This window comes from Streptomyces sp. P13-3-3 (genome assembly GCF_050571355.1).
Lineage (GTDB): Bacteria > Actinomycetota > Actinomycetes > Streptomycetales > Streptomycetaceae > Streptomyces > Streptomyces althioticus.
Window position 1 is genome coordinate 5,849,877 of sequence record NZ_CP192228.1, and the last position, 14,940, is coordinate 5,864,816.

The following is a 14,940-nucleotide window of genomic DNA, read 5'->3' on the forward strand; positions in this document are numbered from 1 at the left end:
TGACGGACGGTGGTCTGCCCGTGAGATCGAGCTCCAGGCCGGACAACCGGGTGCAACGGGCCCAACCGCACAGCGCGCAGCAGTGTCGGCGCCCGCGTGGTGCGGATGAGCCACCGCGCCAGCAACCGTCCCAGCGCAGTCTGCGCGAGGTTGACGGTCACGGTTAGCGTCAGGTTGTTGCCAGCCGCGCTGGTGAACGTGTCGTCTCCGGTGGCGAGCCGGGTGAAGCTGCGCAGCCCGACGTCGGCGTGTTCCGCGCTGTAGCTGTCCCGTTCGGTGAGCGGGTACCGCGCACCGTCTGGATCACCGGGTAGACGAAGACGAGGAGGCAGAGGGCGGGGGTCGGCACCGCCTTGCCGCGCATCCAGGACGCGTGATCGGATGGGAACAGCATCGCGTGCCGGTGACGGTCAGCGTCAGGCATGGAGGTGCGGAACCGAAGGGACTGCCACCCGTGGCCTCCCGCAACACCGACCGTGCGGCTGCACTCAGCCTGCAACTCTCCCAAGCCCATCACGAACTGCGTCGACGGCTGAACGACGTCAGGACGGGTCTCGGACGTCGGCACTCGAACGACGACACACGTGCCACGCACTGCCTGGCCTTCTGTGAGGCGTTGACCACGCACCACGAGGGGGAGGACGCAGGGTTGTTCGCCCAACTGCTGCGTGAGCGCCCCGACCTCGCCGGGACCGTCACGAAGCTCGTCCAGGACCACGGACTGATCGCTTCGATCCTGACCCAGGTGCGCGAACTCGCCGACTGGGCCCTTGGCACGCAGGGGCCGGATCTGGAAGCGATCGGCCGTGAACTCGACGGACTCGCGGCCATCATGGAGAGCCACTTCCGCTACGAGGAGCGGGCCATCGGCGAGGCGTTGGACGACCATGGTGACGACACCGACTGGGCCGACCCCGTCTTCCGCTTCCAAGGACGGGTGACGCCGGCCCCCTGAGGAGAGCCGGCGTCACCTCGCCGTCACGCGTCGGCGAGCAGGGCCTCCAGGGCCTCGGCCGAGGCGGGGTGGCCGGCTGCCAGGGCCGCGCCCGGCGCACCGCCGTCGCCGGCCGCCGCCCAGCCCTCCTCGCACCCGAGCAGCTCCGCCACCGCGTCGCACGTCGCCGGGTGGGCGGTGAGCAGGGCCGCGCCCGTGTGCGGCACGGGGGACGGGCCCAGCCGCTGCCAGCCGTCCTCGCACCCGAGCAGCCCCGCCACCGCGTCGCACGCTGCCGGGTGGGCCGCGAGCAGGGCGAGGCCCCGGGGTGCCTGGGCCGCGGTGTCCGAGTGGCGGGCGCGGGAGGCCGCGAAGGGGTCCTCCTGCGGCTGCCGCCACGGCGGCACCCACGAGTCCAGCGCCGGCAGCCGGCCGGGGAAGACACGGCCCGCCTCGCGTATGAGCAGCGGGGCGAGGTCCGCCGCGCCCTTGCGCAAGGTGGTGATCAGCAGCGGCAGCCACGGCAGCAGCACCGTGTCCGGCAGGCGGCCGAACGCGTTCGACACCGCCTCCACCACCACGTCCGCCAACCCCGGCACCGGCTCCAGCGCGTGCACGAAGCCGCTGAGGTAGCGCGGGTAGGAGGGCACCACCAGCGGGTTGTCCAGCAACGCGTCGCACCGCGCGCGCAGTTCGGCGCGCGACAACGTGCCGAGCTGCACCTGCGCCGCCCACAGCAGAGCCGTCTTCGACGGGTCCTCCGGATGCGACTGGGCCACCGCCAGCTCCAGCTGCGTACGGTCGCAGCCGAGGGACAGCGCCAGGCTCTCCATGCTGAACAGGAAGCCCAGCATCGCCGCGACCTGCCCCACCGTCGCGTCCTCGTCGCGGAACGCCGTCGGCAGCAGCGTGCAGTAGTGCGCGTACCCCGTCCTCACGAACGACTCGATCCACGCCGGCAGTTCCGGCCGGCTCGTCCGGTAGTACGCCAGCAGCGCCCGCGCCCGGCGCAGCACTTCCGGCGCACCGTCGACCGTGCGTTCCGCCGACAGCACCTTCAGCGCGTGCGTGCCCAGCTCGTCCGCCAGACGCCCACTGCGCAGGTACAGCAGGCTGTCCTCGACGGCCGCCAGCACGCCCGCCGTGGTCGCCCGCGGACCGTACGCCTCCCGTCGCAGCCGCTGCTCCAGCACCTGCTCGATGCTGACGCCCTCGTAGCCCAGCTCGATGAGCGCCCGTTGGTGCGTGCCGAGGGACAGGTCCCAGGACTCCTGGATCGACCGCTCACCGAGCCGCCGCTCACCCATGATCGGCCGGGCCGCGGCCGGCGGCATCAGCCGCCGCAGCATCCACAGCACGTCCGAGCACGCCTCCAGCTCCGGCCGCCCGGCCACGTCCAGCAACGCCCGCTGCACACCACGCTGCCGCAGCTTCAGCCCCAGCGGCTCCAGCCGGTCGTACACGTCCCGGGCGAGCGGCGGCAGCGCCTCGTAGCCCACCTGACCGATCCGGTCGCCGCCCATCATGATCTCGACGAGCCGCCGCACGTCCCGCCGCCCGGGCACCCGGTCCTTCTCGATGCAGGTGACCGCCGCGTCCTGGAAGTCGTACGGCGTCGGCTTCGCCCGGTCCCGCATGCCGGCGAGCAGGATCGACGTCTCGAAGACGGCGATGGCGTCCGCGGTGGAGGCCAGATAGCCGTTGCGGCGGGCCGCGCGCACGATGTCCACGGACCAGCCGAGCAGCTCCGCCTCGTCCAGGCCGTCCAGCACGGGCGGCTGCCGCAGGAACCCGGACAACCGGTCCGCCGCCGGCGCCGCGACCGCCGGCGCGACGGCCGGCAACGCCTTCTTCGCACGTGACGTCCGCGCCCCCGCCTGGCCCTCCAGCCGGTACGGCTGCACTCGCGTCCGCTTCAGGCTCTTCTGCCACTGCGTCGCCGCGATCGACACCGAGCCGGGCACCAGGCCGAACTGCGCCTCGATCGCCGCGTGGCTCGACGGGATCAGCCCGTACTGCCAGGTGGTCGCCGTGCGCGGCGAGATCGTGAACGAGTCCGAGCGCCCCTCCACGCCGAACTCCTCCACCCGGCTCGCCGCGTGGAACGCCCCGCACACGTACAGACAGTCCGCCGGGTCCGCGCCCGTCGCCGCCATGTGCTCGCGCATCCGCGTCCACATGTAGCGCTCGCGGTCCTCGTCCACCCGGACCCGGTCGCCGTCGCCGGGCGCGAGCCGCCGGAACAGGCTGCCGACGAGGAACATGACCTGGCGGTAGGTGTCGTGGTCGCTGTCCCCGAGCGGGACCTCGACGTACTGGTGCCACCACTCCGACCAGTGCCGCACCTTCCCGTGGCGCAGCAGATGCTCCTCCAGCTCGGCGAACCGGGGACGCAGGTCGCCGATCTCGACGCCGACCGCCTCGCCGTGCAGCGCCGCCTCCTCGGACTTCGGCTCCTCGTCCGCCTCGGCCGAGGCCTCGGCCTTGGAAGCGGTGTCGCTCCACTGGAAGACGTGGTCGGAGGACCGGTCGACCAGCACCAGTTCCACGCCCGGCGTGTCCAGGGCGTAGGCGATCGCCTGGTACTCGGCGGACGCCTCGGTGACCGGCGCGACCACCGACAGCGGCGCCCACTCCTGAGGGAACCCGTCGATGTCACCGGCGAACGCCTGCACGGCCACGGGGAGCCGGCAGTTGCGCAGCTCGGTCAGCAGCGGCGCCATGTCCTCGCACAGCTCCAGGTACACCACCTTGGGCTGCTTCTCTCGCAGGCGGCGAGCCATGGCCAGGGCCGAGGCGGGGGAGTGGTGGCAGACCGGGAAGATCTCCAGCGGCTCCCGCACCGCCCGGTCGACGTCGTCGACCAGGCCCAGAAGGATGCCCTCCAGTGCGTCGGGCCCGCCCGCGAACTCGGTCGCCGCCTCCTGCAGTTGCGTACGCAGCGCGGTGAACACACCGCTCGCCCGGGACCCGCTCACGACAGGGTGGCGATCGCGTCGCGGCCGCCCTCGAGGAACTCGGGCCAGGCGCCGCCCTCCTCCTTGCTGCGCGGCTCGACGACCCCGTGCAGGTACTTGTTGAGTATGGCGAGGTCCTCCGGCTCCCGCCGGGTCAGCGAGCCGACCAGCGAGGACGCCAGGGTGCGCGCGGTCAAAGCATGCTCACCGAAGAAGTTGCCGTGCAGCACCGCGTCCTCCAGGACGCCGATCTGCTCGGCCGTCGACAGCGCGGACTCCAGCTTCTCGTCGTCGCTGCCGGCCGCCGCGGCGGAGGCGCGCAGATCGGCGAAGCTCTGCAGCAGCACGTCGAGCAGCGTGGGCGGCACGTCCAGCTCGATCGCGTGCCGGCGCAGCAGTTCCTCGGTGCGGAAGCGGACGATCTCCGCCTCGCTCTTCTTGTTCGTCACCACCGGGATGCGGACGAAGTTGAAGCGGCGCTTCAGCGCGGACGACAGGTCGTTGACGCCTCGGTCGCGGCTGTTGGCGGTGGCGATGATCGAGAAGCCCGGCTTCGCGAACACGATGTTGTCGTCGCCGCCCCCGCTCTCCAACTCAGGGACGGAGATGTACTTCTCCGACAGGATCGAGATCAGCGCGTCCTGCACATCACTGGTGGACCGGGTCAGCTCCTCGAAGCGGCCGATGGCGCCGGTCTCCATCGCGGTCATGATCGGCGAGGGGATCATCGACTCCCGCGACTGGCCCTTGGCGATCACCATCGACACGTTCCACGAGTACTTGATGTGGTCCTCGGTGGTGCCGGCCGTGCCCTGGACGACCAGCGTCGAGTTGCGGCAGATCGCCGCGGACAGGAGCTCGGCCAGCCAGCTCTTGCCCGTGCCCGGGTCGCCGATCAGCAGCAGACCGCGGTCGGAGGCGAGGGTGACGATCGACCGCTCCACGAAGCTGCGGTCGCCGAACCACTTCTGCGAGATCTCACGGTCCAGCCCGTCGGCCCGCTCCGAGCCGAGAATGAACAGCCGCACCATCTTCGGCGACAGGCGCCACGAGAACGGCTTGGGGTTGTCGTCGATCGACTCCAGCCAGTCGAGCTCCTCGGCGTACTTGATCTCGGCGGGGGCGCGCAGCAGTTCGGACATGAGTGATGGGCCTTTCGAAGGTCTCGATATCGAGAAGTCGGAGAGTCGGTAAGTCGAGAAGGTGAGAAGACGGGACCTCAGAACGTCGGGACGCCGCCGACGCTCACGTCAGGAACGTCTTGAGCTCGTGCACGAGCTTTTTGATGTGGCCGGATATCACCGGCGTGCCCAGGTCCTTGAACTTCTCCCGGAACCACGGGTTGACGCTGCCGCGGCCGGAGCTGGTCACCGACCCGACCGGGATGAACTTCGCCCCGGAACGGTGGATGGCGGCCATGCTCTCGAAGAGCTCGTCCGTGCGCCATTCGTAGAAGTCGGAGATCCACACCACCACGGTGTTGCGGGGCTCGGCGATCTTGGGCTGGGCGAGGGCCATGGCGACCGTGCCGTCCGTGCCGCCGCCGAGCTGGGTGCGCAGCAACGTCTCGAACGGGTCGTGCGCCCACGGCGTCAGGTCCAGCGCCTGCGTGTCGTACGCGATGAGGTGCACGTCCACCTTCGGCAGGCCGGCGAAGATCGACGCCAGGATCGTGCAGTTGACCATCGAGTCGACCATGGACCCCGACTGGTCCACCACGACGATCAGCCGCTGCGGCGTCGTCTTGCGGCTGGTGTGCCGGTAGTAGAGCCGGTCGACGTAGAGCCGTTCCTCCTCCGGGTCCCAGTTGGTGAGGTTCTTCCAGATGGTGCGGTCCAGGTCGAGGTTACGGAAGACCCGCTTGGGCGGGACGGACCGGTCCAGCTCACCGACCGTGGCCTTCTCCACCTGCGTGCGCAGCACCTCCGTGACCTCGTCGACGTAGCGCCGGATCAGCGCCTTGGCGTTGGCTAGGGCGACGCCGGAGAGGTTGTTCTTGTCCCGCAGCAGCTGCTCGATCAGCGACATGCTGGGCGTGAGCCGCGAGGCGAGCGCCGGGTCGGCCAGCACCTCCCGCAGATGCATCCGCTGCACCAGGCCGGCCTCGATCGAGCCCAACTCCGGGCCGATCTCGGGGATCAGCCTGCTCAGGTCGGGCGCGGGCGTGCCGACACCCGTGCCGGTCGGACTGACGCCTCCGCCGGCGCCCGCCCGGCCGGTGCCACCCCGGCCGCCCCGCACGTCACCGGGCCGGCAGCCCAGCGCCCGCTCCAGCCAGCCGGCGTCGGACTGCCAGCGGGCGAGCTGCTCGGCGGTGACCGTGCCGTTTCCGGTCGAGAAGACGTTGAGCAGCACCTTCGACGCCAGCGCGGCCCGCCTCACCTCGGCGGCCCGGTCCCGCTCGCCGTCCGCGTCCGGCTCCGGCGTCATCAGCCCGTCGAACTCGGCCGCCAGCTCGGGATGCCGCTGCACCACGGAGTCGACCGACGCGGCCGGGTCGAGCAGCGCGACCGGCAGCCCGATGTCCTCGACCACGGCGACACTCGCCGACTCCAGCGACGCCTGCTCCTCCGGGTCGAAGAGCCGGGCCAGCAGCCGCCAGTACAGGACCTGCCGCCGGTTCTCGTCGGAGTCCGGGGCGGGCGTCCCGTCCTCGGCGCCTCCCTCGACGACGCTCACCTCGCTCATTTCCTCAGCAGCCTTCCCGCGCGCTCACGCAGCACCTTGACGGCGTCGGTGGCGGCCTTCTCGGCCCGCACGCCCGCCTTGTCCGCCGTGCCGCCCGCCCAGGCCCCCGCATGCACGGCGACGGCCTTCTTCCGCACCGTGCGCTCCACGGCCAACGGCTGGAGCAGGAACCGGCCGGCGTCCCAGCGCAGCAGACCGAGACAAGCGGCGGACGAGGCCACGGCGTCCGCGGTCAGCGGCCCGGCGGCGGGCATCCGGCCGGTGTCGACGGCCAGACGCTCGCCGGCGACCCGGAAGGCGAGCCCTTCAGCCTCGTCCTCCACGGCGTACCCCTCGAGCAGCACCGGTACGGCGATCCGCGCCGGATGCCGGTCCACCGGCGTCACGGGGGCGGAGACGGCGGTCCGCATTGCCACCCGGGCGGTGGTGAAGAGCTCGGCGGGCTCGCCCTGCGTGGCGCGGGCGTCGTCCCAGATCAGGTCGCCCTCGGCAGTGACCGGCATGGCGTCGAGCTCCATGGCACGCCCCTCACTGACGGCGGCCAGCAGTGACATGTGCGGCCGCAGGAGCTGCCACAGCCCCGCGCCGACGACGGTGTCGGGCTTGGGCGCGGACACACCGGCCCGCACCAGGCGGGGCGTCCCGCCGTCCGCCGGCTCGAACACCGCGTGCACCTGAGCCTGCACCGCCGTCGCGTGCTCGTGCAGGTCGACGCCGAGCGGCAGCAGACGACCGGTGGCCTCTCCGACGGCCGTCGCCCGGTCCGCGCCAGGGAGTGTCAGCAGCATCGCCCGCGACCACAGGTCCGCCCACCGCCGTACCGGAATCCGCTCCAGCGTGGCGCCGGGGCAGGACGCGGCGAGCTCCGCGGCGAAGCCGTCGAGCAGCGTGGCGAGCCGCCGCAGTCCCGGCTCGGGCAGCATCGCGGTCACCACGGGGGCCGCGCCGCCGATCAGCTCGTGGTCGATCCCCTGCCAGCCGGCTCGCGCCAGGTCGCACAGCCAGCCGCGCACCGCCACCAGCAGGTTCACCGGACGCTCGGCGCCGTCGGCCGCGGCGGCCGGCCCCTCGGCGCGGGGCCGCCCGACCGCCTCCTCGACCCGCTCGACGAGCGCGTCGTGCACGGAACCCAGCAGCCCCGAGCGTGCGGCGGCCAGCGCCATGTAGTGGTCCTCGTCCGCGGCTCCCGCCGCGGTCTTCTCCGCCGCCTCGGCGACCCGCCCGGCCAGCGGCGACCCGGCGACGGCGTCCGCCAGCCCGGCCAGTCCGACCGCCTGCGCCGGCTGCGGACGCAGCAGCCCGCCCACGAGCACCTGGTCGAACCCGTCCACGGCGGCCAGCGCATCGTCCAGCCCTTCGACGGGGTCGGTCAGCAGATCCGCTCGCATCACGCCACCGCCCCGGTCGTCGGGAACCAGTGCATCTCCGGCACCGGCGCCGTCGTCGGCGCGAACTCCAGGTAGGCCAGATGGCGCAGGAACCGGCTGAACACCTGGGCCGCGGCCGACCTGTCCCCCTGGGCGGGATGCGTCGACGTCATGGCCGAAGTCAGGCCGAGCGCGTCCGCCTGCTCACCGAACACGTCCACCTTCAGGTAGCGGGCGACGCGCTCCGCGCCGTACTGGAGCACGGCCTCACCGATCAGCGCCCGTATGTGGTTGCAGAAGGCACCGTGCGCACCGCCGCACGGCCGGTTGTTGTTGGTGCTGCACGAGAACGCGTACGTCCCCGCCTCCACCGACGACACGTACACCCGGCCGATGTCGGAGCCGCTGGACACGACACCCTGCACACGCCCGTCCGCCAGCTCCACGAACGGCACCTTGGCGAGCTTCCGCGGCCGCGCGGACGGCACCACCCGCACCGTGCTCGACCTCTCCCAATCCGACAACGCACCTCTCCCATGCATACGAAAGGGGGATGTCCTCGCCGGACCGGCGGGACGCGAAAAAATCTATCGGCGGCCACTGACAACGGGGCTGGCCTGTGGACAACCCTGGGCGCGCGGCCATGGGCGTCACCTGATGGTGTGATGCGGCGCCCACACGGACACCGGAGCGGGTTGCCGCGCCTCGTGACTGACAGGCCGTCACGCCTTCTTGACGCACGTTCCCACAGGTCGATACTTGTCCAGCGTGCGTTAAGTGACTGTTCGTGACGCCGTCAGCACAAGGCGAGAAAGTGATGCATGTTCCCAACCGGGGCTTCGCTCCACGAGTGACGCGGGCAGGCTCGACGCGCGAGAGGGCGGTCAACGATGAAGAAGAGAAGACTCGGCGGGGCGGCGGTCGCCCTCGGTGTCGTCCTGGCGGTGACCGGCCTTCCGGCCCAGGCGTCCGCCGACGTCCGCACGACCGACACACGCGCCACCGGCACACGCACCACCGACGCCCGCGCGGCTCTCCCGCTGGGCGCGGCCGGCCTCGCCGAAACCCGCACCACACAGACGCTGCAGCCCGGACTCACCCTCACCCGCATCGTGCGCGGCACCGTGGACCCGGCACACCACTGGACGGTCGAGGCGACCATCCCCGGCGGCGACACCTCACCCGACCCCGACGCACCGCCGACCACCCTCAAGGACAAGGAGAGCGCCGAAGAACTCGCCGCCGATCTGCGCGGCGACGGCTTCGACGCGCGTGCCGAACAGGTGACGACACCGAGCACGGCGGACTACGCGGGCGGAACGCTCGGCTGGCGCGTCCGCATCGGCAGCTTCGCCTCCCAGTCCGCGGCGGCGACGGAACGCATCCGCGTGATCAACGCCGGCCACAGCGGCTCGGTCACCTACACCGGCTGGGACGGCGAGGTCACCGACCGCGGCCCCTGGCGCCTCGACGTCCTCACCATCGACCCGCGCACCTTCCGCGGCACCCTGGACGCCACCCACGGTCCCGACATCGAGAACCGCGAGACCGTCAGCGCCCTCGCCACCGACGCCGGTGCCGTCGCAGCGGTCAACGCCGGCTTCTTCGTCCTCGACCCGCGCTCCGGGGCACCCGGCGACCCGGCGGGCGTCGGCGTGTACGACGGGCGCCTGTTGAGCGAACCGGTCGAGGGACGCCCCGGCCTCGTCGTCCACGACGGCGGCCGCAGCGCCCAGGTCACCCGCCTCACCTGGGAAGGTCGTGTCACCGCGCGCGGCACCACCCTGACCCTCAACGGCGTCAACCGCGTGCCGGGCCTGATCCGCAACTGCGGCGGCAGCGAGGACGACAGCCCCACTTCGCTGCCCCTGCACGACGTGACGTGCACCAACCCCGACCAACTCGTCGCCTTCACGCAGGAGTACGGCGCGAGCACCCCGCAGGGCGAGGGCGCGGAAGCCGTCCTGGACAGCCGGGGCCGCGTGCTGGAGCTGCGCTCCGTGCGTGGCGGTCCGCTTCCGTCCGGCGGCAGCTCGATCCAGGCGACCGGCCGGCACGTGGCAGCGCTGACGGCTCTGGCCCGCCCGGGCGAGCGCCTGCGCGTCGAGACGACCCTCCGCGACGACCGGGGCCGCCGCGTGACGCCGTCGCCGGGGACCGACATCGTCAACGCGGGCCCCGAACTGGTCCGCGACGGACGCCTTCACGTCACCCCCGCCACCGACGGGATGGTGCACCCGGACGACCCCAGCTGGTACTACGGCTGGGTCCACAAGCGCAATCCCCGCACCCTCGCCGGCACGGACGCGGCCGGCCGCACCGTTCTGGTCACCGCCGACGGCCGCAGCACGGACGCCCTCGGGCTGAGCATCACCGAGAGCGCGAAGGTCGCCCGTGCCCTCGGCCTGCGGGACGCCGTCAACCTCGACGGCGGCGGATCGACGACGATGGTGGCGAACGGCCAGGTGATCAACGACCCGTCGGATGCGGCCGGTGAACGGCCGGTCGGGGACGCGCTGTTGCTACTGCCACGCAGGAACTGAGAAGAGCCCCAGGTTCACACCCGGCTCACTCCACGAGCGTCCACGCGGGCGATCCGGGCGCCGGGACGGGCCGCACCACGAACTCCTCGGTCGACCGGGCGACGGCTCGTTCACGCTCGCCGCGTACAGGCCGACCGTGGTCTGTCGCCGATCGCCTCATGTGGTGGATGCTGCCTCAGGGCACATCCACTGTTCGCCCCGCCCGCCCACCGCAGCGACGAACCGCACCGCAGGGAGCCGCCGTGACCACCGCCGTCACCTTCCGAGCACGTGTACGTCTCGTCCTCGCCGTCCTGATCCTCGCCCTCGTACCGACCGCACCGACGCTCGTCGCCCCGACCCCCGCGGATGCCGCCGATACGCGCTCGCCGCACGGTGAGACGGGGCGACGCGGCGCCGAGGTGGTGGCGGTCACGCAGGTCGCGGAGCGCCAGGTGGACCTGTCGGTCCGCTCGACGGCGCTCGGCGGCCGCACCGTCAAGGTCCGCCTGCTGACTCCCGACGGCTGGAACCCCGCCGACCGAAGCCGGCACTGGCCCACCTTCTGGCTGTTGCACGGCTGCTGCGGCGACTACACGTCCTGGACCGCCATGACCGACGTCGCCGAGACCGAAAGCCTGCGCGACGTGCTCGTCGTCATGCCGGAGGCGGGCTGGAACGGCTGGTACAGCGACTGGTGGAACTACGGCGAGGGCGGTGACCCCGCCTGGGAGACCTTCCACACGGTCGAACTACGTCACCTGCTCGAACGTGACTGGGGCGCCGGCCCCAACCGCGTCGTCGCCGGACTGTCCATGGGCGGACAGGGTGCCCTGCTGTACGCCGCCCGGCACCCCGGAATGTTCAAGGCGACCGCCGCGTACTCGGGTTCGGCACACCCACTGCTCAACGACGAGTCCGTCAACCGCATCCTGGGCCTGTTCGCCGGCCAGGGCAACGACCCCCTCCGGCAGTGGGGCGACCCGGTCGCGCAGCGCCGCATCTGGGAGGCCCACGACCCGTTCCACCTGGCCAAGCGCCTCAAGTACCTGCCCGTCTACCTGTCCTGCGGCGACGGCACGGCGGGCCCGCTGGACACCCCGGGCGCGTCGAGCGCTCTCGAGGCGGACTTCAACCGCCAGAACCACGCACTCGCGGCCGAGTTGAGGCGCGTGGGTGCCAAGCACCTCACCACCCACTTCTACGGCGCCGGCACGCACACCTGGCGCTACTGGGAACGGGAACTGCACGCCTCACTGCCGATGCTGCTGGGCGCGTTGGGTGTGAAGAGCTAACCAAGCCCCGGGGGGAGCGCTATGCGCGCTCACGCAGATAGGAGTCCAACGCGGCGGCCCCGTGGAGCATCGCCCGTCCGCGGTCGGACAGCCGGCCGTGCCAGTCACGCAGAGCACCTTCGAGGGGCTCGACGCCGCCGGCTGTCCGCACCTGGGTGATCAGCGGGGCGATCTGCTCGAGCAGGTAGCCGCCACGCCTGAGCTGATGCACCAGGTGCGCGTCCCGTACGTCGGCCGGGTCGTACACCCGATACCCGGTCAGGGGGTCGCGCCGCGGACGTACGAGTCCGGCGTCCTCCCACTTCCGCAACGTCGCCGGGCGGACGCCCAACTCCTGTGCCAGCGGACCGATGAACGTTCGCCTGAAGGAAGTCGAGTCGGCGGAGGCGGAGTCGGCGGTGAGCCCGTGCAGGGCGTCCTCCACGGCTCGCAGTGTGCGCCGGTCGTGCAGCAGCCGGACGTGACTCTCGTCGATGAGCTGGAGGGCCTCGTCGACGGCGTCACGGTTCACGGCCTGCATGACAGCCGTCGCCGTCGCATGCCCGTGCCCCGGCACGAGGGCGAGGAACGCGGCCAGCGCCCGCTCGTGCAGAGGGGTGTACACGCGATAGCCGGAGGACGTCCGGTGCGCTGTCGGCAGGATGCCGGCCTCTTCGTAGTTCCTCACCGCCTGGGTGGACAGACCGTGCCCACGCGCGAGGTCGACCGGCCTCAGCTTCCCACTCGTTTGGAGGTTCCGACCCACGTACCGGACCATACAGCGGACAAACCCTCAACCGTAAGTTCAACGATACCGTTGAAGGCATGGAAACCGGCATCAAGGACTTCGCCCGCCCTGTCGAAGCGTCGGCCGTCATGGAACTGCTGCCGACCCGCCCCCGCGTCCTCGCCCTCGGCGAACCCACGCACGGCGAGGACACTCTCCTCGACCTGCGTAACCGCCTCTTCCGGCAACTGGTGGAAGAGCAGGGCTATCGGACCATCGCGCTGGAGAGTGACTGCCTGAGGGCACTGACCGTGGACGCGTACGTCACCTCGGGTGAGGGGGCACTCGACGACGTGACGGAGCGCGGCTTCAGCCACGACTGGGGCGGCTCGCGCGCGAACCGGGAACTGGTCGGCTGGATGCGGGACTTCAATGCGGGCCGTCCTACGCACGACCACGTCAGGTTCGCGGGAATGGACGGCCCGCTGGAGATCACAGGCGCCGAGAGCCCGTGCCAGGCCCTCACCTCACTGCACGACTACCTAGCGGCCCACGTCGACGCGGAGCTGCTGCCCTGCACGGCCGACAGGCTCGACGACCTGCTCGGTCCCGACGCGCCCTGGACCGATCAGGCGGCTATGACGGACCCGTCCCAGTCGATCGGCCGCACACCGGAAGCACGTGAACTGCGACTGCTGGCGGACGACATGGTGACCCTGCTGGAGACGCAGGCACCGCACCTCGCAGCGGTGTCCTCGTTGGACGACCGCGAACGAGCGCATCTGTACGGCCGCACCGCCGTCGGCCTGCTGCGCTACCACTCCTGGATGGCGGACACGTCACCGTCCCGCATGGCCCGCCTGCTCGCCACCCGGGACGAGATGATGGCCGGCAACCTCCTCGCCCTCGCCGCCCGAGGCCCGGTGCTGGTCCACGCCCACAACAGCCACCTGCAGCGGGACAAGAGCGCGATGAGCATGTGGGGTCACCCGAAGGTGGAGTGGTGGAGCGCCGGAGCGTTGGTGAGCACGCGGCTGGGGGACCGGTACGCGCACCTGGCGATTGCTCTCGGCACGATGAAGCACCAGGGCCTGGACGCCCCGCCCCCGAACACGGTGGAGGGCATCCTGCACGCGCTGCCCGAGCCGCAGTATGTGATCGACGCGGCTCAACTCGACACCACAGTGCGGCACATGGCCGCTGTCCCCCGAGTGTCCCCGTACTTCGGCTATGCCCCGCTGGACCCGGCCCACCTGCCCCACATCGACGGGGTCGTGTACGTGAGCGACGTCCCCCACGGCTAGAGTCGGCGCGACGGCGAGCGCACGACGGTCTCGCCCCGTCCGGAGGGGAGGCGGCGCAACCGTTGCTCGCACTGTTGGGATTCGCGCTGTCCCTGGTCTGTGCCGTCGCGGTACTCATCTCCGCGGCACGGGCCGCCGCGGTGGCGCTCCCCGGCCGGCCTCAGCCTTGGCCCGACCACCTGCTGCGCCGGACGGCGGCAACGCTCGGCTGGGCCGCGGGCGCTGTGTACGCCCTGGGCCTGGCCGGTGTCGCGTGGTCGGAGGCGGAGGTCGGCGACGGCGCCGACTCGACTCCCGCGCCGGCCTGCCGCGAGGGCTTCGCCCCGGAGACGATCGAGGGCCTGACTCACCACCGCGCCTCCTACCTCCCCCTCCGCTTCGACTGTGTACGGGAGGACGGAAGCGTCTACGTCAGCGATCCGGACCTGGTGTCGATGAATTGGGCGTGGGCCGCACTCGCTCTGACAGCGGCCCTGCTCTTCCTCGGCATGCACTACCGGACGGAGGTGCGGGCGCGGAGGGCGGCGGTGCGTTGAATCCGGCGGGCGCGGGTGTTCCTGCGCCTCAGAAGCCCCAAGGGTCGGGATGCGGAACTGCCGTCGGATCCCCGGACCAGCACACACGCGCTTCGATCTGGTCCCCGGTGAATTCGACCAGCCGGTCGGCCGCCCAGCCGTTCCACTGCACAGCGCCGGGAAATTGTGGCAGGCGGAATGCCGGGAGGTGTGTGGGGAGGGCGTCCGCGCGGTACACCGCGTTCTTGACTTCGCCGTTCAGCTTCTTGGGTTTGGAGGACCTTCGCAGGTCCAGGCAGTCGACCACCTGCTCGACGAGGAGAAGGTGATACTCGTCCCCCTTCGCGTCCTCGATGTCGACAGGCAGCAGATTGCCGGCTGCTCGTAGCGCATCGGCTCCGAACTGGTCGATGAGGCGTCGGCTGAGGACGGGCGCTCCCGGATAGCCCGACGGGAAACCCCCTTTGGGCCCGTTCCGCTCTCCGGCCCATTCGGCTCGGAATCGGACGGGCCGGTCCTCTTCCGCTCCCAGTCGTTGCCAGCGCAGGAGCTGACGCAGGTCCCAGCTGTTCGGGGTGAGCTGCTGGTATTCCGCCAGCTTCGGCAGGAGCCGGTACACCGCCGGGCTCTTCTCCGGCGTCTCGGTCATTTC

General features: G+C 71.5%; 12 protein-coding genes. 5 read left to right on the forward strand and 7 right to left on the reverse strand.

Annotated features, from left to right (window positions below):
• Window positions 1-454: 454 nt before the first annotated feature.
• Window positions 455-955: a hemerythrin domain-containing protein gene (locus ACQZOG_RS26230; protein ID WP_359518343.1), complete on the forward strand. Its 501-nt coding sequence runs from the start codon at window positions 455-457 to the stop codon at window positions 953-955.
• Between the two features lie 23 nt (window positions 956-978).
• On the opposite strand, the gene ACQZOG_RS26235 is transcribed toward ACQZOG_RS26230, so the two are convergent.
• The 5 genes from ACQZOG_RS26235 to ACQZOG_RS26255 form a co-directional block, all read right to left on the reverse strand.
• A complete protein-coding gene (locus tag ACQZOG_RS26235; RefSeq protein WP_391606092.1) occupies window positions 979-3,912 on the reverse strand; it encodes a hypothetical protein in 2,934 nt (977 codons plus the stop codon).
• Entirely contained in the window at window positions 3,909-5,033 is a 1,125-nt protein-coding gene (locus ACQZOG_RS26240) for an ATP-binding protein (protein WP_033273656.1), read from the reverse strand. Before ACQZOG_RS26240 ends, ACQZOG_RS26235 begins: the two co-directional genes overlap by 4 nt.
• Before the next feature lie 103 nt (window positions 5,034-5,136).
• Window positions 5,137-6,579, reverse strand: a complete 1,443-nt coding sequence (locus ACQZOG_RS26245; RefSeq protein WP_193467359.1) for a vWA domain-containing protein — start codon at window positions 6,577-6,579, stop codon at window positions 5,137-5,139.
• The gene (locus ACQZOG_RS26250) at window positions 6,576-7,967 is read right to left on the reverse strand and encodes a hypothetical protein (RefSeq protein ID WP_359597608.1); all 1,392 of its coding nucleotides are present in this window, start codon (window positions 7,965-7,967) and stop codon (window positions 6,576-6,578) included. The genes ACQZOG_RS26245 and ACQZOG_RS26250 overlap by 4 nt, the downstream gene beginning before the upstream one ends.
• Complete coding sequence (locus ACQZOG_RS26255; RefSeq protein ID WP_193456610.1) at window positions 7,967-8,488, reverse strand: hypothetical protein; 522 nt, start codon at window positions 8,486-8,488, stop codon at window positions 7,967-7,969. Before ACQZOG_RS26255 ends, ACQZOG_RS26250 begins: the two co-directional genes overlap by 1 nt.
• Before the next feature lie 348 nt (window positions 8,489-8,836).
• On the opposite strand from ACQZOG_RS26255, the gene ACQZOG_RS26260 reads away from it, so the two are divergent.
• Window positions 8,837-10,489 (forward strand): phosphodiester glycosidase family protein, encoded by a 1,653-nt coding sequence (locus ACQZOG_RS26260; RefSeq protein ID WP_037642688.1) that lies wholly within the window; start codon window positions 8,837-8,839, stop codon window positions 10,487-10,489.
• A 242-nt stretch (window positions 10,490-10,731) separates the two neighbouring features.
• Window positions 10,732-11,763, forward strand: coding sequence for an alpha/beta hydrolase (locus ACQZOG_RS26265; RefSeq protein ID WP_193456611.1), 1,032 nt, complete (start codon window positions 10,732-10,734; stop codon window positions 11,761-11,763).
• Between the two features lie 19 nt (window positions 11,764-11,782).
• Here ACQZOG_RS26265 and ACQZOG_RS26270 read toward each other — a convergent pair whose 3' ends face one another.
• Complete coding sequence (locus ACQZOG_RS26270) at window positions 11,783-12,508, reverse strand: TioE family transcriptional regulator (RefSeq protein WP_193456612.1); 726 nt, start codon at window positions 12,506-12,508, stop codon at window positions 11,783-11,785.
• Between the two features lie 59 nt (window positions 12,509-12,567).
• Between ACQZOG_RS26270 and ACQZOG_RS26275 the strand changes: the two genes are divergently transcribed.
• Both ACQZOG_RS26275 and ACQZOG_RS26280 read left to right on the forward strand, forming a co-directional pair.
• Window positions 12,568-13,773, forward strand: coding sequence for an erythromycin esterase family protein (locus ACQZOG_RS26275; protein ID WP_430741505.1), 1,206 nt, complete (start codon window positions 12,568-12,570; stop codon window positions 13,771-13,773).
• 62 nt (window positions 13,774-13,835) lie between these two features.
• A complete protein-coding gene (locus tag ACQZOG_RS26280; protein ID WP_193456614.1) occupies window positions 13,836-14,309 on the forward strand; it encodes a hypothetical protein in 474 nt (157 codons plus the stop codon).
• Between the two features lie 28 nt (window positions 14,310-14,337).
• Here ACQZOG_RS26280 and ACQZOG_RS26285 read toward each other — a convergent pair.
• On the reverse strand, window positions 14,338-14,940 hold a 603-nt coding region (locus ACQZOG_RS26285), incomplete at its 5' end, for a hypothetical protein (protein ID WP_430741861.1).

Coding starts and splice junctions, on each gene's coding strand:
- ACQZOG_RS26240 (WP_033273656.1), bottom strand. CDS start 5,033: ATGTCCGAACTGCTGCGCGCCCCCGCCGAGATCAAGTACGCCGAGGAG.
- ACQZOG_RS26245 (WP_193467359.1), bottom strand. CDS start 6,579: ATGAGCGAGGTGAGCGTCGTCGAGGGAGGCGCCGAGGACGGGACGCCC.
- ACQZOG_RS26250 (WP_359597608.1), bottom strand. CDS start 7,967: ATGCGAGCGGATCTGCTGACCGACCCCGTCGAAGGGCTGGACGATGCG.
- ACQZOG_RS26255 (WP_193456610.1), bottom strand. CDS start 8,488: ATGCATGGGAGAGGTGCGTTGTCGGATTGGGAGAGGTCGAGCACGGTG.
- ACQZOG_RS26260 (WP_037642688.1), top strand. CDS start 8,837: ATGAAGAAGAGAAGACTCGGCGGGGCGGCGGTCGCCCTCGGTGTCGTC.
- ACQZOG_RS26275 (WP_430741505.1), top strand. CDS start 12,568: ATGGAAACCGGCATCAAGGACTTCGCCCGCCCTGTCGAAGCGTCGGCC.